Here is a 19,126-nt window from a genome sequence, read left to right as displayed (position 1 = left end):
TGCCCCTGTTGAGTATTATTCCTAATTTAATATCTTGTATGCAACGTCATTTTTATTCAAGCGAATACGACGGATTTAATGAAAAGTTAATCATTAATGCCTATATCGGCAAATATCATGCCTCGTCGCATGCTGCGCGTTGCTAAAAATACTTCACCTAATAACGAAATAAATGCACAAATGAGTAACGCCATGGCAGCTACAAAACAACAAGCAATGGTCACGCTTAAGTTAATTGATTGAATGTGCGACAAGAATAAAAACATAACCACAGCACATACAAGTAAGGCACTTAATACACTTAAACTAAAAGCAATATGTATACATCGAGATCTTTTTAATAAAGCGCGGAGTTCTGTTGCTAGCGACTTATTAAAATCGTCATCTGTATTTATTTTTAATCTTCGCTCCAATAAGCGCGCTCTGTCGGTAATTCGTGCTAAGCGATTAGATAAAACACCTAAAGTTGCTGCTATACCTGTGATTAAAAATACGGGAGCAACGGCCGTTTGAATTACTTTTGCCATAGTTAAAATGTTAATTACTTCGCTATTCATTACTACCCTTAATCAGTTGAGCTTAAAAGTGATTTATATATCTACAGAGTACCTGATGTAGGCTTATTAAGAAAAGAGGAATTACGTTGATTTACTTTACATAGCTTCACAAACTAAATCACAACATAGGTTATTTTTAGGTATATTTAATTACTTAATAAAAAATAAAAATACAACAAGGACTTTGACTGATGAAACGTACTCCATTCGCACTCGCAGCACTATCGCTCGCTATTTTAAGTGGCTGTAATCAAGCCCCTGAAGAAACCAAAAAAAGTAATACACAAGTTAAAGCGGTTCAAGTAGCCCAAGCTGTAGCCCCTGTTGCTAAAAAAGTGCCACATGAAATGACTATTCATGGTGACACACGTATAGATAATTACTATTGGCTGCGTGATGATGAACGTAAAGCACCTGAGGTAATTAACTACTTAGAAGCTGAAAATACATACACTGATGCAATGCTTGCACATACTAAAGCGCTGCAAAGTGAGTTGTTTGAAGAGCTAAAAGGGCGTATTCAAAAAGACGATGATTCAGTCCCAGTAAAAAACGGTGATTATTTTTACTCAACACAAACACGTGGCGATAACGAGTACACTACTTACTTACGCAGCAGCGATTTTGCAGGTACCGATCAGCAAGTTATTTTAGATGTAAATGAGCTTGCTAAAGGCCATGATTATTATGCAGTAAGTGGTTTAGATGTAAGCCCTAATGGCAATTTAATGGCTTATGGCGAAGATACTGTTAGCCGTCGTATTTATAGCGTAAAAATAAAAGATTTAACTACCGGTAAATTACTCGAAGACACACTTGAAGGCACCAACGGTGGCATTGTGTGGGCAAACGATAATAAAACGGTTTACTACATTAAAAAAGATTTACAAACTCTACTAGGTTACCAAGTGTATCGTCATACATTAGGTACATCGCAAGCTGATGATGAGCTAATTTACGAAGAAACTGATACCAGTTACTACATGGGTATGAGTAAAAGCAAAGATGAGTCAGAGATTTATATTTGGCACAGCAGCACGGCTGCATCAGGCGTATCTGTATTAAGTGCTGATGATACTAAGGCAATGCCTAAACGCTTAATTGAGCGCGAAGCAGGGCTTGAATATGATATTTCGAAGCTAGGGAATACTTACTACATTGTAACTAACTTAAATGCTGTAAATTTTCAGCTGATGAAAGTTGATATTGATAAAGCAGGCGACAAGGCTAATTGGCAAAGTGTGATCCCTGCGCGCGATGATATTAAACTCGAAGGCATTGATTTATTTAATAACTACTTAGTTTACCAAGAACGTGAAATGGGCCAATCAAAGTTGATTGCGCGTGATTTAAAAACAGGTAAAGAGTTACCACTGAGCTTTAACGATAGCGCTTATACAATTGGTACTTATGGCAATAACGATATAGATAGCAGCACGTTACGTGTTTACTACACAAGCATGACCACTCCAAGCTCATCGTACGATGTAGATTTAGCGACTGGCGATAAAACGCTTCTTAAGCAACAGGTTGTGTTAGGTGATTTTGATGCTGACAATTACGCGTCAGAGCGTATTTTTGTAACAGCACGTGATGGCATAAAAGTACCGGTAAGCTTAGTTTACCGTAAAGATGCGTTTAAAAAAGATGGCACTAACCCGCTACTGCAATATGGTTACGGTTCTTATGGCGCTACCATGGATCCAACGTTCTCAAGCTCACGTTTGAGCTTGTTAGACCGTGGCTTTGTATTTGCAATTGCCCATGTACGTGGATCGCAAATGCTAGGTCGTCCTTGGTACGAAGACGGTAAGCTACTCACTAAAAAGAATACATTTAACGACTTTGTTGACGTAACTAAAGCACTGGTTTCTCAAAAGTATGGTGCAAAAGATGAAATATTTGCGTTAGGTGGCAGTGCTGGTGGCTTATTAATGGGCGCAGTAGCAAACCAAGCGCCTGAGCTTTATAAAGGCATGGTTGCTGCGGTACCGTTTGTAGATGTAGTAACAACGATGCTTGATGCGAGTATTCCGCTTACAACAAATGAATACGGCGAATGGGGTAATCCGAACGAAAAAGCGTATTACGATTACATGCTGTCTTACTCGCCATACGACCAAGTATCTAAGCAAGCATATCCTAATATGTTAGTAACGACTGGCTTGCACGATTCACAAGTTCAATACTTTGAACCTGCAAAATGGGTTGCTAAGCTGCGTGACTATAAAACTGATGACAATAAGTTACTGTTTAAAATAGATATGGAAGCAGGGCACGGTGGTGCATCGGGTCGCTTTAAGCGCTTAGAAGATACCGCGCTAAACTATGCATTTATGCTTGATTTAGCGGGTATTAAAAAGTAATTAATTTATATATTTAAAATAAACAAAAATGTAAGGTGCTTTTTAAGAAAGCACCTTTTTTTGTGGCAAGTTAAAGCTAAACATAGTGCCTTTACCAATTTCACTTTGTACGTAAATTTCGCTATCCATCAGTTTTAATAACCCTCTGCAAATAGCCAATCCTAAACCACCTTGCTGGCGCCCTTCTTTATTAGAATTACTTGCTTGGTAGTGCGGATCAAAAATAGCATTCAGCTCATCTTCTTTTATGCCTACGCCCGTGTCTGATACATGCACAAATAGTTGATTATCGTCACTGCGTTTTACATGTACTGCAATGCTGCCGCCACGAGGGGTATGCCTAATTGCGTTATCAATTAAGTTGCTTAACACGCGCTCTAATTTAGCTATATCGGCAACCACAGGAAAATCACAAATCGCAGGTTCTACCGACAAACTAATGCCTTTTTTGTCAACGGCTAAACTAAATTTTGCCATGCAATCGTAAATGAGTTCACCTAAATTAAAGGTTTCTTTATTTATACTTATTTCGCCATTTTCTAAGTGAGCAAGCTCAAATATTTGCTCTATGAGTAGCTTTAATTGCCCACAATTATTAAGCGATACCTGCAAGTATTCTTGCTGCTCTTGTTTACTTAGCTGCTCGCCCGACTGATTTAATACTTCTAAAAACCCCTGCAGTGAAGCAAGTGGTGTACGTAGGTCGTGCGATAGATGAGTTAGCAACTCTTTGCGTTGTTTATCGCCTTGTTCAAGCGCTTTAAACTGCTCATTAATACGCGTTAGCATGGCTTGAATACTTCGCCCTAAACTATGCACTTCGTTACTTTTTTGCGTTGAATAGTTACTTAGCTTGGTGTCGGTAAGGCTGTAGTTAGCGGCTTCAATATTACTAACATCGCGTGCTAAGCGCTGAATTGGGTTGGTAAAAAAACGTAGTAAAATTAGCATCGCAATAAATAAAAATGCGAGTGCAGAGCCAAGCCATAAAGCAGCTAGCCATAACTTATCATTATTTTTTACAGTGCTTAGTGAGGTATCGTAAGCCTCACCACCAATAATTACATATAAATAACCTTGTAGCTTATCTTGATTAAATACTGGCGCGGCTGAAAATATTTTTTGTTGCTCTTTATTACGAGGATTATCACCATAAATAGGTGCAGCGCTTGGGTCGTTAATCAGCCTTTTTAAAGGCGTTAAACTAATATGCGTGCGTTTAACTTTACCCGGCTTTGCTGAGTAAGTAAGAATTTTTCCGGTTTCGTCTACAAAATAAAATTCAAACGCAGGACCTAATAACATTAAGGTATGGAAGAGGTTTTCAAGCGCTTTATAGTCGTAAACCCCTTCTTTTATTAGTGGGTTATCTTGTACTAAATGTTCCGCTAACGCTAAGTGCAGATTTTGTTCGGCGTGGTGTTTTGAAGTCAGTTCTAATTGCTTGCTCCAGCCGTAAACTAGGGCGCAAATAAAACAAAAAATCACGACTAGCGATATAGCTAATTTTTGATACAAAGATAATTTCATAATAGGTGTCTTAATTGAGTTGGCTAGGGTTTAGTTTGTAACCAACACCCCAAACTGTTTCGATGATAGGCGCTTGTTGGTGTTCTTCTAGCTTGGCACGTAAGCGGTTTATATGTGAATTAACCGTATGCTCGTACCCACTGTGTTGGTAACCCCATACTTTATCGAGTAACTGCTGGCGGCTAAAAACATGATTAGGATGGCGTGCAAAGTAAACGAGTAAATCAAATTCGGTGGCGGTAAGGTTAAGGGCTTGCTTGCCTAAATACACTTGGTGCGAACTAAATTCTATATTGAGTGAGCCTACATTTAGTGTTTGTTCGCTATCAACGGGGGAGTTGTCGTTATTTTGGCTAGCGAGTAGTTGTGCTCTGTGGCGTAATTGGGTTTTTACTCTGGCTTGTAATTCGCGTGCAAAAAAGGGTTTACAAATATAATCGTCGGCGCCCATTTCAAGGCCAATAACTCTGTCCATATCGCTACTAAGCGCGGTGAGTAAAATAACGGAGGTAGTAGGGTAATGCTCTTTTATTTTTCGGCATAAGCTCAAACCATCCATTTGGGGTAAGTTTATATCGAGTAAAATAAGTCCGTAGGGATGCTTAGCTATTTTTTTTAAGGCAAGTTCTGCGCTTACAACATGATCAACATGTAAGTTAAGCGACGTTAGCTGCGTGGTAATTAACTTACCTATTTCTCTGTCATCTTCTACTACTAATATTTTTTCGTGACGCATGTATTACCTCGTAAAAAGGGGGGCATCCATGCTCCCTTACTTCCCCATTACAAGCTGGAACGTTACTGCGTGCGCGTAATTACTATTTTCGATACTGGGTTATCAAACTTATGTTCAACACCAAGTGCTGATGTAGATAATCCATCTTGATTTGAAACAATGCCTGGATGCATCGTTATTATATCGGCTGTATCGTCACGTATTTCGTTAAACCCTTCACCGCTAGCGGCAGGACCTGGCACAGTTTCAGCTGTTTCTGTATTTGCTTCCGTACCCGCATCATAAGCTGTCGTAGTGCGTGATAACGAGCCGCCAACTTCTAATGTTGATACATCTAAAGAACTAAGACCGGTAAAAGCATCATTTGTATTCCCAAGCATGGCAGCAAATGACAAATTAAGCGTTTCTTGCTCTTCAACAGTAATGATTACTGTGGTGGTTTCACCAGGGCCAATAGCGCCTTCAGCTGAAACTGCAGCAAGTGCACTTTCGTAGCTGAGGTATTCTTCATTTGCACCGCTTTCTGCAAGCATTTCTAAACCAACAGAAGCTGTTGTGCCGAATGACCAAGGTGCTTCATTTTCAAAAGCAATGACAGAGAGTGGTGACAAAGGCTGTCCTGCAGTTAAGTTACTAAAAGTAACAGTAAACTCACTGATCACAGGTTCTACAACAATTGGCTCAACAACGACCGGCTCTTCAATCACTGGGTCGTTATCATTATCGCTACACGCTGCTAGTGTGGTTGCAAGTGCAAGCACTAGTAGACTTTTTTTAAGGTTGTTAGCAGATGACATAATCATGCTCCTACTTAACTGTAACGGTTAATTGCGCTACTGGGTTTAACCATCTGTGTACTGTATTACTTAAATCGCTATTACCCGCTTCTAAATCGTCATCACCTAAGCTACCTGGGTGAATATGGATGCTTGTATTTGTATCACCACTTAATATACCTGTACCGCCAGTGCCAGCGTCGCCACCTGGAGCCGCAGGAATCCCCGGAGTACCTGGAGCGCCAGAGCCTTCAACTACAAGCTCATTGTTTTGTTCTGTGCCTGCATCGTAAGCATTTAAATTAATTGTGTAAGTACCCGCTTCTGTTGGGATTTTCCAGCTGTTTAAGCCTACAAAGCCATCATTAGTTGGTAGCATCATTGCAGTTAAAGATAGGTACTCGTTACCGTCAGTAGTTGTTAGTGTTGCCGTTGTAGATGCGGCTGGTGCAAGTAAACCTTCAGCTGGATTTGCAGCCATATCACTGCCCGCTGCAGCTGCTTGTGCAACTAGCTCTGCAATATTGCCGCCTTCAGCCATTGTTTGTAATGCTGTAGATGCCTCTGTTGCGACTTCAAATAGTGTGTCTTCGCTGTTGTGTGCTGTAATTAACAGTGGAGTGAAGTGAATACCCTTGGTTAGGTTAGTAACTTTTAGGTCTAATTCTGCGGCCATAGTCGATTGGCTAGCTGCCGCTAAAAGAATTGCAATTGTTAATGTAGAAGTTTTCATTATTATTCCTGTAAGTGATGATTCGAGTTAAGTATTGAATAATCGTCTCCAGAAACTCTCACAAACTTATCACTTTTTTATCACAAGATTTCACGCTGTGATTTTTAAATACAAATACGTTGGTTGATTTGTAGACATTTGTTTAGTTAAGAGGCAACATACATAAAACAAAAAGGAGAGTGTTATGGAAGAAAATCAACAGGTTGAACCAGTTAATAAAGATGACCGTATGTGGGCTATGTTATGCCATTTGAGTGCGCTTGCCGGATTTATTGTGCCGTTTGGCTCAATAATTGGGCCATTAATTGTGTGGTTAATTAAAAGAGATGAGATGCCAGTTGTTGACGTGCACGGTAAAAAGGCGCTTAACTTTCAAATAACGATGGCAATTGCATATGTAGTTTGTTTTTTACTGATGTTTGTAGCAGTAGGCTTAATATTACTACCTATAGTGGCAATTTTTGGGTTTGTAATGGTTGTAATGGCAAGTATTAAAGCTAATGAAGGTAAAGAGTTTAATTACCCGTTTAGTTTAAATTTGATAAAATAGACACACAGTTTATTTTTATACCAATTGCATTAAATTAGTGATCTATTATAGCGATAAGAAAATAGCTCAATAACAAGGCTAAAATTATGATACATAGTTGTTCTATATGAATAATTTTTAACGTAGTTAGTGAGTTATTTAATACGCTAGAATGATCATGTTTTTAATAAAATTGGTATTATAAACCCAGCTATAGGCTGGGTTTTTACGTTTAGCCATAAGGGCATTATGCTTTATCTCACGTTATTTATTAGCGCATTTATATCTGCCACATTACTGCCTAGCTCTTCTGAGGTGATAATGGTGGGGATGATTGCCCAAGGTAAAGTTAATTTATGGCTTATGTGGTGCGTAGCAACACTTGGAAATGTGTTAGGGAGCTGTGTTAATTACTGGTTAGGCACGCAGGTACTGCGTTTTAAAGATAAAAAATGGTTTCCGGTATCGCAAAAAGGGCTTGATAACGCACAAAAGCAATTTAATAAATACGGTGTGTATAGTTTGTTGTTTGCTTGGCTGCCAGTAGTAGGCGATCCGCTAACTGTAATTGGGGGGATATTTAAAGTACGCTTTAGTATGTTTTTATTACTAGTAACACTAGGCAAAGGCGCGCGCTATTTAGCGGTTATCGCCCTTGCCGTAGGATTCGAAAAGCTTTTTTAAATAAGTTTTTTAAGGCCTTATTTAGCCCAGTCAAGCGTTAACGACACCGAGTCGGCAAAACGCAGTGCATGCGGTTTATCAACACGTGCTTTAGCGTAATGAACACTTGGGTGTGAGTGACAAACCGCAAGAATTTCAGCCACTAATTTTTCGAGCAATAAGAAGTGCCCTTGCTCTACTAAGCTAATTACTTCTTTGGTGATCACTTTATAATTAAGTGCTTGGTCAACTTCATCCGTTTTACACGCGTCATCAGCAGGGTAGTGAATCTCTAGATTGATCACTACATCTTGCTTTTTTTCACGCTCATCGGGGTTAAAGCCAATAAACGTACGCAGGCGCAAATTAGTAACGTTAATAATTGCATTAGCCATAGGGTTAACCTTTTATAAGCTGCAAAAATTCGTTGCGTGTTTTAGGGTCGCTTCTAAAGTTACCTAACATTACTGATGTACGCATGCTTGAATTTTGCTTTTCTACACCACGCATCATCATACACATGTGTTTTGCTTCAACAATAACGCCCACACCTTTAGCGCCAGTAACTTCTTCAACTGCTTTAGCGATTTGATGCGTTAGCTGTTCTTGAATTTGAAAACGGCGTGAAAACATATCAACAATACGTGCAAATTTAGACAAGCCCAATACTTTACCGTTTGGAATATAAGCAATATGGCAACGGCCAATAAAAGGTAGTAAATGATGCTCACACATAGAGTAAAGCTCTATGTCTTGCACTAACACCATGTCGTCAGCGTCAGATGTAAATACCGCTTTATTAGTTATTTCATCAAGCGTTTGACGATACCCTTGCGTTAAATATTCCATTGCTTTTGCAGCACGTTTTGGCGTATCAAGTAAGCCTTCGCGGTTAGCATCTTCGCCTACTGCGGTGATGATTTTTTCGTAACTTTCTTTTAATTCATTGTGCATAAATATCTCAGTTTATTTATATTTACTTTAAATGACGGCCGCCATCAACAGGCAAAGAACGCCCTGTGATGTAGTGGCTTTGTAATAGTAAATCAATGCTATTGATAATTTCTTGGCATCCGGGTTCAATGCCCATTAATGATTTTTTAAGGGTCTTAGCTCGATATTGCTCATCGTCATGTTCATTAAAAATAATGAGTGATGGAGCAACCGAGTTCACTTTTATGTTTGGCGCATATTTAGCGCTAAACGATTTAGTTAAGTTATCGAGAGCTGCTTTACTTGCTGCATAAGCTAAGTGTTTAGGGCTGCCTGTTTCAACTACATAATCAGTAAGGTGAATTATATCAGCAGGTACTTTTTCACTTTGCTGATAGTTTATAAGCAGCTCAGCGCACATTAAATTAATTAAATACGGTGTTTTGGCGTGTATACGCATCATATTATCGAACAGTACTGCAAAGTCAGGATTGTTGGCTTCGCAGTCCCAGCTTGATGCATTGTGAACAACAGCGCGCAGCGATGTTGTATGCTCTTTAAGCGTATTTATAAATGCACTTATACCGTCATCGGTACTAAAATCGGCATAAATACATACAGCGCCTAGTTGCTCTAATTTATCAACAGCGTTGTGGCGAGTACGATACGTAATAATAACAGCCTGCCCTTGGGCTATATAATGCTGAGCGAGCGCTAAACCAATACGTTGGCCTGCGCCGGTAATTAAGATGGGCGATGTCATATAAGGCAGTGTTCTCTTTGGCGGGTAACTTATACCAATATTGTTAAAACATGATCGATCTATCGCTATTTTCTTAGGGCTATAATAGATCACTAATTTAACGCAATTGGTATTATAAAATTTAAAGCGTTAATTTATTAAAATATACGCAGTTTCTTAATCTGTCGATCAAAAAAGCAATTAATCCTCAAAGGCGTTAATTGCTTTATTTTATTTACTAAAACATTAATCGTAAATTGTCGGAATTGGTTGGCGCTTATGTTGTGTACGCATGTAAATACTTACAAGCTTTTGTTCAACGTCTTTAGAAACAGATTTACCTTCTAAAAAGTCATCAATTTGCTCATAGCTCAAACCAAGTGCTTCTTCATCTGTTAAGCCTGGGCGGTCGCTTTCTAAATCAGCTGTAGGTGCTTTATCTACTAATAAAGCTGGGGCACCGAGTGCAGTAGCAAGTGCACGCACTTGGCGTTTTGATAAACCAAATAGCGGAGCTAAATCGCACGCGCCGTCACCAAATTTAGTATAAAAACCAGTAATGTTTTCAGCACTATGATCGGTACCCACTACTAAGCCTTGGCAAAAGCCAGCAATTTCGTACTGAGCAACCATACGTTGGCGTGCTTTAACATTACCTTTAATAAAATCTATCTGAGCTTGCTCAGGCAGTGCTTCACCACAGCCAACTACAGCAGCTATCGCTTGCTCATGCAATGCATCAGCCGCAGGTTGTACGTTTACGGTCATACGTTTACTTGGCTGGATAAAATCAACCGCCATTTGCGCTTCGTCTTCATCGGCTTGTACGCCATAAGGTAAGCGCACAGCAATAAATTGGTATTTGTCAGTATCGTGTTCTTTATTTAGCTCGTTTACGGCAAGTTGACATAAGCGGCCGCAAGTTGATGAGTCAACACCACCACTAATACCCAATATTAGTGATCGTGAGTGAGCTGCTACTAAACGTGCTTTAATAAAAGCAACCCGGCGAGTTATCTCAGCATTTACATCAATAGTTGGCTTAACCTTCATTTCAGCCATAATTTCGGCGCGCATTGCCAGCTCCTTATAAAATTTAATATGTGATACGTAATAAACTTATTATGTGATTTAGTCTTAATTAATTAAAGTTTTAAATGAGCTTTTATTTTGCGAAGCTCTACTTTTAATTCTTCTACTTCTGCTAGTAAATCACTTAATTCTTTATCTTTAATTACTTCGCTTGGTAGAGCAACAAAGGCATCGGCGGGATTATTTTGTTGTTCGCCAAATAAATGAATGTATCGGCTGTCGCGTTTACCTGCTTCTCGTTCTAATTTACGGGCGTAATCGCTTTCAATCAGTTTATTGAGCGCTGTTTCTACTTCATTTACGTTATTAAAATCAGCAAGCCTAGCACTGCGAGTTCTTAATTCACCTGGGGTTTGGGCACCACGTAAAAGTAATAAACAAACAATGGCACGTTGCTGAGCAGAAAATTGCAGATTACTAAACTCAGTGTTGCAAAAGCGGTGGTCGTATTTATTTACGCGACCAGAAAGCGCTTCATCTATAGTTACCAAACGCATGTCTATTAGTTCATCAAGTGCGTTTTGCACGTCACTATCTGTAAGATTTAACACAGGATCGCGATTAGACTTTTGATTACATGCGTTCACTAGAGCGTTTAACGATAGCGGATAATGTTCTGGCGTTGTGCTTTGTTTTTCTAGTAAGCAACCAAGAATACGTTGTTGATTTGCTGATAACTGCATAAATAATCTCAAATTAGTAAGCGTATTTTATTAGCTTACACCTTTATTGGATACCAAGCCATTGCTGGAGTTTAGGTTTTAGAGCGGCTAAATCGAGCGGCTTACTTAAATAGTCGTTCATGCCTGCTGCTAGGCATTTTTCTTTATCGCCCTGCATGGCATTGGCTGTAAGTGCAATAATAGTAATATTTTCATTACCCTTACCTGCATCGCCTTCTCTAATGGCTTTAGTGGCTTGGTAGCCATCCATTTCAGGCATTTGGCAATCCATTAAAACTAGCTTATATGGCTTACCTTGTTTTGCATTGAGTTTTACAATTGCCTCAAGCCCATTTTCAGCAATATCAAAAGTCATACCTGCTTGCTTTAATAGCGCCGAGGCAACTACTTGGTTTATTTTATTGTCTTCAACGAGCAGTAGTTGTGGTTCTGATGAATCGAGTACTGGTGCTTTAGTTAGTTTATTTTGTAGTTGTGCTTGTTGCTGCTGTTGTTCAATGTATTTATCGTTAGTGAGTGAGTCAAACAAATCAGAAGGTGTGAGTGGTTTGAAAATCATACAGTCGACTTCCATACCTACTTTAGACTCTTCAGGTGAATAACTCATTGGCGCCATAAGAACTAACTTGCAACTATGCATATTTATAAAGTTTTTAAGCGCAGTTATATGCGTTTGCGGCGCTTTTTCAAAAAAGTAGTAATCAACTAAAATAGCTTCAGGGTGGGTGGTTACATTATTTAAACAATCATCAACCTCAAGATAGTCATGTATGCAATTAACCTTTGCACCCCATACCGTGAGTTGTTTGCTGGCTGTATTTGCATTTAACGAGCACTCATCAATAATTAAAATATGTTTGTTTTTAATTAAATGACTCGGTAAATCTTGTTCTTTACTTAAGCGAGGCTGTATTTGTATTGTGAAAGAAAATGTACTTCCTTCACCTTGCATGCTGTTTACACTTACTTCACCGTTCATCAGCTCACACAGTTGTTTTACTATGGCAAGGCCAAGCCCTGTGCCCCCAAACTGGCGTGTAGTTGAGGTATCTGCTTGTGTAAACGAATCAAATAACGACGCTTGTTTTTTAGGGTCAATACCAATGCCAGTATCAATAATCGAACATTGCAGGAACGAGCCATCCGTTGTTTCATCCACTTTGGCGGTAATAACTACTTCGCCATCAATAGTAAATTTAACGGCGTTGCCAATTAAGTTATTCAAAATTTGGCGTAAGCGGTTCGGATCACTAATTATTTCGCTAACTGTAATTTGAGTGGCATCTAAAATAAGTTTTGTATTGTTTTGCTCTACTTTTAAAGCAAACGACTCAACCACTTCTCCTAATAACCGAGGTAGGTTAAATTGCACGTTTTCAATATCGAGCTTACCGGCTTCAATTTTAGAAAAGTCTAATATGTCGTTAATTATATTAAGTAAAGATTGAGCTGATGACTGAGCAAGTTCGATATGATGCTTTTGCTGTAGGTCTAGTTGCGTTTGCTTAATTATATTAAGCATGCCTAAAACACCATTCATTGGTGTGCGAATTTCGTGGCTCATACTTGCTAAAAATTCACTTTTAGCTTCAACAGCTTGTTCTGCTGTTTCTTTGGCAGCAACCAGCTTTTGTTCAGTTTCAATTCGTTGCTGGCTCGAGTGCAAGCTGCCAATTAACGCTGCAACGGCAATTAAAAAGCTTTCTTCGTTTTTAGACCAGTGGCGCTTGGATTGACATTGCTCGGCGCAAACAACGCCTATAGCACCACTTCCCGCAGGAATAATTACGCACAGCATTGATTTAATCTCGAGTGGCATTAAATACTGCTCTTTAATTGGTGCGAGTATTGGGTGTTCTAGTGCATCGGGTGCATTAAATACTGCTTGATGATCTATTGCATTAAAAAAGCCGGGGTTGTTTTTTCTTAGCCAAATAGAGTCAATTTTGTCACTAGACGAATGTTTGCTATGTATGGCAAAGGGGCTTAGTTGAGACTTGTCTTCATTAAAAAACCAAATACTGGCACGTTTAATATCGAATGCTTGGCAGATTGCTTCAGTGATAATATCTTTCGATTGGCTAAGTTGCCCATTTAATATTAATTTATTAACGGTAAGAGAAGCTAAAATTTCGTTATGTAATGCGGTTTTATTATTTTCTAATTCAATTTTTTTACGGGTATCAATATTCTGTAGTGAGCCAAAAATACGTGTGCATCGTCCATTCTTTCGTTCTGCTTCACCATGTACGAGTACCCAAACAGATTCACCTTCTGCATCCATTACTTCTAATTCAACTTCGTAGCTTTCACCATATTTTATGGCTCGTTCAATTAAAGGTTTAATTGTTTCTCGGCTAGTGCCTTTTTTAAAGTAGTTTAAATCTTTAGGCCATTCTGGTTGGTTATTTAATGGGTATTTAAATAGTTTTTTGGTCATATCAGACCAATACACTTGTTTAGTTTCTAAGTTAAATGACCATGCGCCTATTTGAGCTAGATCACTCATTGCTTCAAGCATTTTTTCGTTTTGTTGCTGACGATTAAGCATTTTCAAAAAGAATAAAAAGGCCCAGATTAATAACCCGCAAATAATAATAATCGATAACCGAAGTGGCCAGATTGATGAAATAGGAGGGCTCCAACCGATTTTTGGCGCTACATATAACTGCCAGCTGCCGCCTTGAAAATTTAGAGTGAACTCAAGAGGATCTTGCTGAATAATATTTTGATTGCCGAAAAAAAACTCGCCTTTTTTACCTAAACCATTACGCCCTTGAATGGCAACGTTGTACTGTTTTTCTAATTCGTAAACACCAGAGTTGATATAAACCTTGTCAATATCGAGTACAACCGACAACAACCCCCAAAACTCATTATTGGGAGGGGTATACACCGGAACCCTGGCGATTAATGCTTCCCCCCCCTGAACTAATGTTAGCGGTCCTGCCATAATAATTGTGTTGGTATCGCGGGCTCTAAGTGCATCAGTACGCTGATTTTTATTATCTAAAAAATTAAGGCCAATTGCTTTTTCGTTCCCTTTTAAAGGATAGGTCATTTGAATGACCATATTGGGAGCGCCACCAATATTACGAAGTTCATTTGATGTATCAAAAAGAGGAGCTGCGATTTGTTCAAAGCGTTCTTGTTCTAAACCCGGTTCTGCGGCAACGGCAACACCTAAACCCCGTACTAGTTGAATATTAGAAACTAAGGTTGATTCGAGTTGAGCTCTATAAGTACTTACTTCTGAAAGAATTTGTAGGCGGTGAGCATCTTTTACACGATTATAGTTAATACGATCAAGAACAACACCAACTAGTACAGTTAGCGTAAGCGATAACCAAAAGGTCAGCTTAAAGTTATGAACATTCGTTTTTTTGTTATTACTAGACGGTGGCATTAGCTACATCGTGGCGTTAATTTAGGCAAATTAACTATAGCTAATTTATGACATAAATGAAAACGGCGCATTAACAAATGCGCCGTTTATTTTTTATAATTAGTAGTTTAGCGAGTTACGAATCGCTAACTTCACGTGCCCAATGATTTTGCTTTGCTACGTGTAGCTTGCGGTAACCATCAAGTAGTGCCGCATGCTTTTTAAAGCCTTCAAGCGATAAACCTGGAAAAGTTAAACCGTTAAACTGCTTTTTACCTTCGGCAATTTCTATAGCCAGCGCTACATTATTAGCACCAAACATTAAGCCTAATGCATCTTGGTAATCAGCGTATTCGCGCTCGTCATCGTATTTAATTTCAAGAATCGCTTTTAAACAGCGGAAGTGGCGCATTGCATCTTCGTTTACTTGGCCCGTATGAAGTATCCAATCAACCCAATCAATGGCTTCTTCGCTGCCTGCGGCTAAGCATAGGTGCGCTTTAAGCTCACCTATACGCAGTGTGTGCCATGGTGTGTCGGCATCAGTTGCTAAGCCAATAAATTCTGCGGCGCGGATAATATCGCTATGACCGGCTTCTTCTAGGCTGTCGTAAATTTCCATCCATTGCTCTGCATCGTACTGATCAAGCGATAGGAATGCTTCGCGAAATTTTGCGCCTTCGTTGTTGTTGCGCCAAATAAGCTCATCAACTGGATAAATATCTGACATGCCTGGTACTAAAATACGACATGCGTATACGTTTAGGTGCGTGTAATCCATGATGTATATATCGTGATCCATGCTGTGAATCAGGTCAGTACAGAAGTTATACTCTTGCTCTGTTGTGCCGCTAAAGTCCCAGTGTACAAATTCAAAGTCAGGTTTTGCACGGAAGAAATCATGCGAAATCAAACCGCTTGAATCAATAAAGTGCAGTTCAATGTTCTCTGGTGTTGCTACTTCATCGTTATCAAATGTTGCAGGTTGGAATACATCTAGTTGATCTAAACGACGACCTTGTAGTAACTCAGTAACGGTACGCTCAAGCGCTACTTCAAATGAAGGGTGAGCACCAAAAGAGGCAAACACAGAACCATCAGTTGGGTTAATAAGCGTTACGCTCATTACTGGGTAAATCCCCCCAAGTGATGCATCGGCAATACGTAAATGAAAGCCATGGCTGCGAAGCTCTTCACACGCTTCGTGAATTTTAGGATATTGCTTAACAACGTCTTCAGGCACGATTGGTAAACAAATGCCTTCGGCGATGATGCGGTTTTTAATAGCGCGTTCAAATACTTCTGATAAACCTTGTACGCGAGCTTCAAATTTTGTGTTACCTGCGCTCATACCGTTAGATACAAAAATATTACCAATAACGTTTACCGGAATGTATACGTCTTGGTTATCGCGTTGGCGAGTGTAGGGCAGGGTACAAATGCCACGATCAATATTGCCAGAGTTAAAATCAAAAAGGTGTGATGCGGTAAGTTCGCGCTCTGGGTCAAAGTAATCCCATAAGCTTTCATCCATAATGCCTTGTGGTACTTCATCGCCTTCAACTTTAAACCATTTTTCGGTTGGGTAATGAGTAAACTCGCCATTGGCAAATTCTTCACCTAGATAAAAGTCTGCAAAAAAGTAGTTACAGCTTAAACGCTCAAAGTATTCACCGAGTGCTGAGGCAATAGATGCTTTGTCGGTTGCGCCTTTACCATTGGTAAACATAACACCGCAGTCACTGTCTTTTATATGAACCGAATAACAGTTAGCTACAGGGTTAAGCCAAAGCGCTTCTTCAACATTAATGTGTAGGGCTTCAAGCTTGTTTTGCATGGTAGAGATTGACGACTCTAGGTCGCGGTCTTTACCTTTGATAAATGTTTTTTCAGTCATATTGATCTCAACTAGTTCTGCACGATGTGTGGAGCTGACATTATCGTGGATTTTGATGTTTATTTCACCCTTTGCGAGCAAGAACATTATTATTTAATAAAACTGTGGTTATTATATGGCCTTAACGCTTGGTCAAAACGTGCAAAGGAAAGGTTGATGTTTAAAGTAATCAAACGCTTGTTATTATTAATTGTGATTTTAGGGCTGGCAAGTACCGCCGTTGTTTATGGTGTACTTAGTTTAAGTTTACCTGCCCTTGATGGAAACGGACGTAGTAACGCGGTAGTAGATCCCGTAAAAATTTCGCGCGATGCACTAGGGCAAGCAGTGATAAATGCAAATAGCCGAAACGATGCAGCCTATGGTTTAGGTTATGCGCATGGGCAAGACCGATTTTTTCAAATGGATTTACTAAGACGTAATGCCGCAGGCGAGCTAAGTGAATTATTTGGCGAAGCCGCGTTGGGGCTCGATAAAAAGATGCGTTTTCATCAATTACGTAAACGCAGCCAAATTATTTTACAAACGCTGCCTGAGACCGATAAGCAATTACTTAAAAGTTACGCTCAAGGTGTAAACGAAGGTTTAGCGCAAGTAGGGTATTCAAGCTTTGAATATTTACTAACAGGTGCAACACAAAAGCCATGGCAAAGCGAAGACAGCCTACTTGTGATATTTAGCATGTACCTTGATTTGCAAAGCGCCACATTTGAACGCGACCAAGCACTCATTCAAATTGAGCAAGCGTACACAAAGCAAATGGTTGATTTTTTAACGCAACCAAGTAAGTACCAAGCCGCGCTTGATGGCAGTAAATTAGCGCCTTATAGCGGCGGCATACCTACTTTGCCAACTCAAACACAGCATACAGTTAAAAGTATTGAAGCCAACCAAGAGCGCGGCAGTAATAACTGGGCAGTTACAGGAGCGCTGACTAAAACAGGTGCTGGTATGGTGTCGGATGATATGCATTTATCGATGGCAGTGCCTGTAATTTGGTACAGAGCGAAATTAAATTATATACAAAATGGTGAGCAAACTCAGGTAACCGGTGTATCGCTGCCCGGAGCGCCTGCTATTGTAGTGGGCACTAACAATAATATTGCATGGGGGTTTACTAACGGTTATTTAGATACAGCCGATTGGATTGCATTAAACGATGATAGTAAAACATGGCAAGTAGATGAACCTATTGCATTACCCGATGGGGAAGTTGAAAACTACCCATTAATACTCAGCGAATATGGCCCTGTAAAATACATTAACGAAAAACCTTATGCATTGAGCTGGGCTGCACATCAGCCTTACGCCGTTAATATGCAATTATTAAAGTTAGAGCAAGCCGAAACAGTAGATGATGCACTTGCCGTAGCAAGCGATGTAGGAATACCTGTGCAAAACCTAATGGTGGTAGATAGCCAAGGTAACGCAGCGTGGAAAAATATGGGCGGTATACCGGCTCGTAAAACGCCAAGTGAGCTTGGCGTAAATGCCGATGACTACTCAGTGCTTTGGCAGCAAACCGAATTAGAACGTCCCTTTATTAAAAACCCACAAAGCGGGCGATTATGGACTGGTAACTCTCGCGTGGTATCGGCTGAAGATAACGCGCGTTTTGGTAATGGTGGCTATGCACTCGGTGCACGTTCGAGTCAAATTCGCGATAGATTATTTGAAAAACAAACATTTGCTGAGAGTGACTTTTACGCATTACAACTTGATAACCAAGCTCGCTTTTTGATGCCTTGGCATGCTCTGCTATTAAAGCAATTAAAAACCGATAAAACTAAAAATCAGCAATATATAACAGCGCTTGAAAACTGGCAGCAATGTGCGTGTTCAACCTCCACAGGGTATACCTTAGTTAAGCGCTACCGCGATGAAGTGATTAATATTTTATTTAGTAATATTGAAAGCCAATTAAATAAACAGCAAGGCACACTTAAATACGTAAAGCGAGATTTAGAGCCCGCAGTGTGGCAGCTTATTAATAACAAACCCGATACGTGGATAAACCCGCAATTTAAAAGCTGGGATGCACAATTACACGGTGCATTTAACCAAACTATTACTAAGCTTACTGAGCAATTTGGTAATAATGTACAAAGCTGGCAGTGGGGTAAGGTAAATGAGTTAGTGATAGAGCACCCGTTTGCAAAGCAAATGCCGTTACTTGCTAAGTTATTAAATATGCCCACAGCAGCGGGTTTTGGTGATAGCTACATGCCCGCCGTACAAGGGCGTAGTTTTGGCGCATCGCAGCGCTTTATTGCTCAACCTGGGCATTTAGAACATGCAATTTTAGCTATTCCGGGTGGGCAATCGGGACATCCTCTTTCTGAATTTTATAGAGCGGGGTTTAGTGATTACGTAGAGGGTAAACATACACCTTTATTGCCGCAAACACTTATGCATCAAATAGTCATAAGTCCTATTAAATAACGTTTAAGTGATAAGTGATAAGTGAGTGAGCTTAAATAGTGATAAAAACGTTCTATATTAAT

At 39.6% G+C, this 19,126-nt stretch carries 16 protein-coding genes; 4 read left to right on the top strand and 12 right to left on the bottom strand.

Features of this window, described 5'->3' with window-relative positions; all coding sequences use genetic code 11:
* Positions 1-86 precede the first annotated feature (86 nt).
* Positions 87-557 carry a DUF2721 domain-containing protein gene (locus tag I6F42_RS11970; protein ID WP_010554542.1) on the bottom strand — a complete coding sequence of 157 codons (471 nt, stop codon included), beginning with the start codon at positions 555-557 and terminating at the stop codon, positions 87-89.
* Between the two features lie 191 nt (positions 558-748).
* Between I6F42_RS11970 and I6F42_RS11965 the strand changes: the two genes are divergently transcribed.
* Entirely contained in the window at positions 749-2,923 is a 2,175-nt protein-coding gene (locus I6F42_RS11965; protein ID WP_010554543.1) for a S9 family peptidase, read from the top strand.
* 42 nt (positions 2,924-2,965) lie between these two features.
* Here the strand turns inward: I6F42_RS11965 and I6F42_RS11960 are convergent, their stop codons facing one another.
* The 4 genes from I6F42_RS11960 to I6F42_RS11945 all read right to left on the bottom strand — a co-directional run bounded on the left by I6F42_RS11960 (position 2,966) and on the right by I6F42_RS11945 (position 6,698).
* A complete protein-coding gene (locus I6F42_RS11960) occupies positions 2,966-4,453 on the bottom strand; it encodes a cell wall metabolism sensor histidine kinase WalK (protein WP_010554544.1) in 1,488 nt (495 codons plus the stop codon).
* 10 nt (positions 4,454-4,463) lie between these two features.
* On the bottom strand, positions 4,464-5,189 hold the full coding sequence (locus I6F42_RS11955; protein WP_007580488.1) for a response regulator transcription factor: 726 nt from the start codon (positions 5,187-5,189) through the stop codon (positions 4,464-4,466).
* Between the two features lie 62 nt (positions 5,190-5,251).
* Positions 5,252-5,986, bottom strand: a complete 735-nt coding sequence (locus tag I6F42_RS11950; RefSeq protein ID WP_197152284.1) for a spondin domain-containing protein — start codon at positions 5,984-5,986, stop codon at positions 5,252-5,254.
* Between the two features lie 10 nt (positions 5,987-5,996).
* Positions 5,997-6,698: a spondin domain-containing protein gene (locus I6F42_RS11945; RefSeq protein ID WP_101163826.1), complete on the bottom strand. Its 702-nt coding sequence runs from the start codon at positions 6,696-6,698 to the stop codon at positions 5,997-5,999.
* A 184-nt stretch (positions 6,699-6,882) separates the two neighbouring features.
* On the opposite strand from I6F42_RS11945, the gene I6F42_RS11940 reads away from it, so the two are divergent.
* Both I6F42_RS11940 and I6F42_RS11935 read left to right on the top strand, forming a co-directional pair.
* Complete coding sequence (locus tag I6F42_RS11940) at positions 6,883-7,248, top strand: DUF4870 domain-containing protein (protein ID WP_007580507.1); 366 nt, start codon at positions 6,883-6,885, stop codon at positions 7,246-7,248.
* Between the two features lie 228 nt (positions 7,249-7,476).
* Positions 7,477-7,911, top strand: coding sequence for a YqaA family protein (locus I6F42_RS11935; protein WP_197112607.1), 435 nt, complete (start codon positions 7,477-7,479; stop codon positions 7,909-7,911).
* A 17-nt stretch (positions 7,912-7,928) separates the two neighbouring features.
* Here the strand turns inward: I6F42_RS11935 and folX are convergent, their stop codons facing one another.
* The 7 genes from folX to ycaO all read right to left on the bottom strand — a co-directional run bounded on the left by folX (position 7,929) and on the right by ycaO (position 16,622).
* Positions 7,929-8,285: a dihydroneopterin triphosphate 2'-epimerase gene (gene folX / locus I6F42_RS11930; RefSeq protein ID WP_007377309.1), complete on the bottom strand. Its 357-nt coding sequence runs from the start codon at positions 8,283-8,285 to the stop codon at positions 7,929-7,931.
* A gap of 4 nt (positions 8,286-8,289) precedes the next feature.
* A complete protein-coding gene (gene folE, locus I6F42_RS11925) occupies positions 8,290-8,844 on the bottom strand; it encodes a GTP cyclohydrolase I FolE (protein WP_002962341.1) in 555 nt (184 codons plus the stop codon).
* Between the two features lie 22 nt (positions 8,845-8,866).
* The gene (folM, locus tag I6F42_RS11920; RefSeq protein ID WP_010554547.1) at positions 8,867-9,586 is read right to left on the bottom strand and encodes a dihydromonapterin reductase; all 720 of its coding nucleotides are present in this window, start codon (positions 9,584-9,586) and stop codon (positions 8,867-8,869) included.
* Between the two features lie 225 nt (positions 9,587-9,811).
* Entirely contained in the window at positions 9,812-10,642 is an 831-nt protein-coding gene (gene nadE / locus I6F42_RS11915; RefSeq protein ID WP_197152282.1) for an ammonia-dependent NAD(+) synthetase, read from the bottom strand.
* Positions 10,643-10,710: 68 nt separating this feature from the next.
* The gene (locus I6F42_RS11910) at positions 10,711-11,340 is read right to left on the bottom strand and encodes a YceH family protein (protein WP_197152280.1); all 630 of its coding nucleotides are present in this window, start codon (positions 11,338-11,340) and stop codon (positions 10,711-10,713) included.
* A 43-nt stretch (positions 11,341-11,383) separates the two neighbouring features.
* Positions 11,384-14,746: an ATP-binding protein gene (locus I6F42_RS11905; RefSeq protein WP_197152279.1), complete on the bottom strand. Its 3,363-nt coding sequence runs from the start codon at positions 14,744-14,746 to the stop codon at positions 11,384-11,386.
* A gap of 115 nt (positions 14,747-14,861) precedes the next feature.
* Complete coding sequence (gene ycaO, locus I6F42_RS11900; RefSeq protein ID WP_007580513.1) at positions 14,862-16,622, bottom strand: 30S ribosomal protein S12 methylthiotransferase accessory factor YcaO; 1,761 nt, start codon at positions 16,620-16,622, stop codon at positions 14,862-14,864.
* 156 nt (positions 16,623-16,778) lie between these two features.
* Here ycaO and I6F42_RS11895 point away from each other — a divergent pair, with 156 nt between their 5' ends.
* Positions 16,779-19,064, top strand: a complete 2,286-nt coding sequence (locus I6F42_RS11895) for a penicillin acylase family protein (protein ID WP_197152277.1) — start codon at positions 16,779-16,781, stop codon at positions 19,062-19,064.
* The last annotated feature ends 62 nt before the right edge of the window (positions 19,065-19,126 follow it).

This window comes from Pseudoalteromonas sp. SWYJZ12 (assembly GCF_015864395.1).
Classification (GTDB): Bacteria; Pseudomonadota; Gammaproteobacteria; order Enterobacterales; family Alteromonadaceae; genus Pseudoalteromonas; species Pseudoalteromonas arctica.
This window is presented reverse-complemented; position numbering and strand designations above follow the sequence as displayed.

Excerpts from the sequence above, each read along its gene's own strand:
- I6F42_RS11970 (WP_010554542.1), bottom strand. The coding sequence starts at position 557 with ATGAATAGCGAAGTAATTAACATTTTAACTATGGCAAAAGTAATTCAA.
- I6F42_RS11965 (WP_010554543.1), top strand. The coding sequence starts at position 749 with ATGAAACGTACTCCATTCGCACTCGCAGCACTATCGCTCGCTATTTTA.
- I6F42_RS11960 (WP_010554544.1), bottom strand. The coding sequence starts at position 4,453 with ATGAAATTATCTTTGTATCAAAAATTAGCTATATCGCTAGTCGTGATT.
- I6F42_RS11955 (WP_007580488.1), bottom strand. The coding sequence starts at position 5,189 with ATGCGTCACGAAAAAATATTAGTAGTAGAAGATGACAGAGAAATAGGT.
- I6F42_RS11950 (WP_197152284.1), bottom strand. The coding sequence starts at position 5,986 with ATGTCATCTGCTAACAACCTTAAAAAAAGTCTACTAGTGCTTGCACTT.
- I6F42_RS11945 (WP_101163826.1), bottom strand. The coding sequence starts at position 6,698 with ATGAAAACTTCTACATTAACAATTGCAATTCTTTTAGCGGCAGCTAGC.
- I6F42_RS11940 (WP_007580507.1), top strand. The coding sequence starts at position 6,883 with ATGGAAGAAAATCAACAGGTTGAACCAGTTAATAAAGATGACCGTATG.
- I6F42_RS11935 (WP_197112607.1), top strand. The coding sequence starts at position 7,477 with ATGCTTTATCTCACGTTATTTATTAGCGCATTTATATCTGCCACATTA.
- folX (WP_007377309.1), bottom strand. The coding sequence starts at position 8,285 with ATGGCTAATGCAATTATTAACGTTACTAATTTGCGCCTGCGTACGTTT.
- folE (WP_002962341.1), bottom strand. The coding sequence starts at position 8,844 with ATGCACAATGAATTAAAAGAAAGTTACGAAAAAATCATCACCGCAGTA.
- folM (WP_010554547.1), bottom strand. The coding sequence starts at position 9,586 with ATGACATCGCCCATCTTAATTACCGGCGCAGGCCAACGTATTGGTTTA.
- nadE (WP_197152282.1), bottom strand. The coding sequence starts at position 10,642 with ATGCGCGCCGAAATTATGGCTGAAATGAAGGTTAAGCCAACTATTGAT.
- I6F42_RS11910 (WP_197152280.1), bottom strand. The coding sequence starts at position 11,340 with ATGCAGTTATCAGCAAATCAACAACGTATTCTTGGTTGCTTACTAGAA.
- I6F42_RS11905 (WP_197152279.1), bottom strand. The coding sequence starts at position 14,746 with ATGCCACCGTCTAGTAATAACAAAAAAACGAATGTTCATAACTTTAAG.
- ycaO (WP_007580513.1), bottom strand. The coding sequence starts at position 16,622 with ATGACTGAAAAAACATTTATCAAAGGTAAAGACCGCGACCTAGAGTCG.
- I6F42_RS11895 (WP_197152277.1), top strand. The coding sequence starts at position 16,779 with ATGTTTAAAGTAATCAAACGCTTGTTATTATTAATTGTGATTTTAGGG.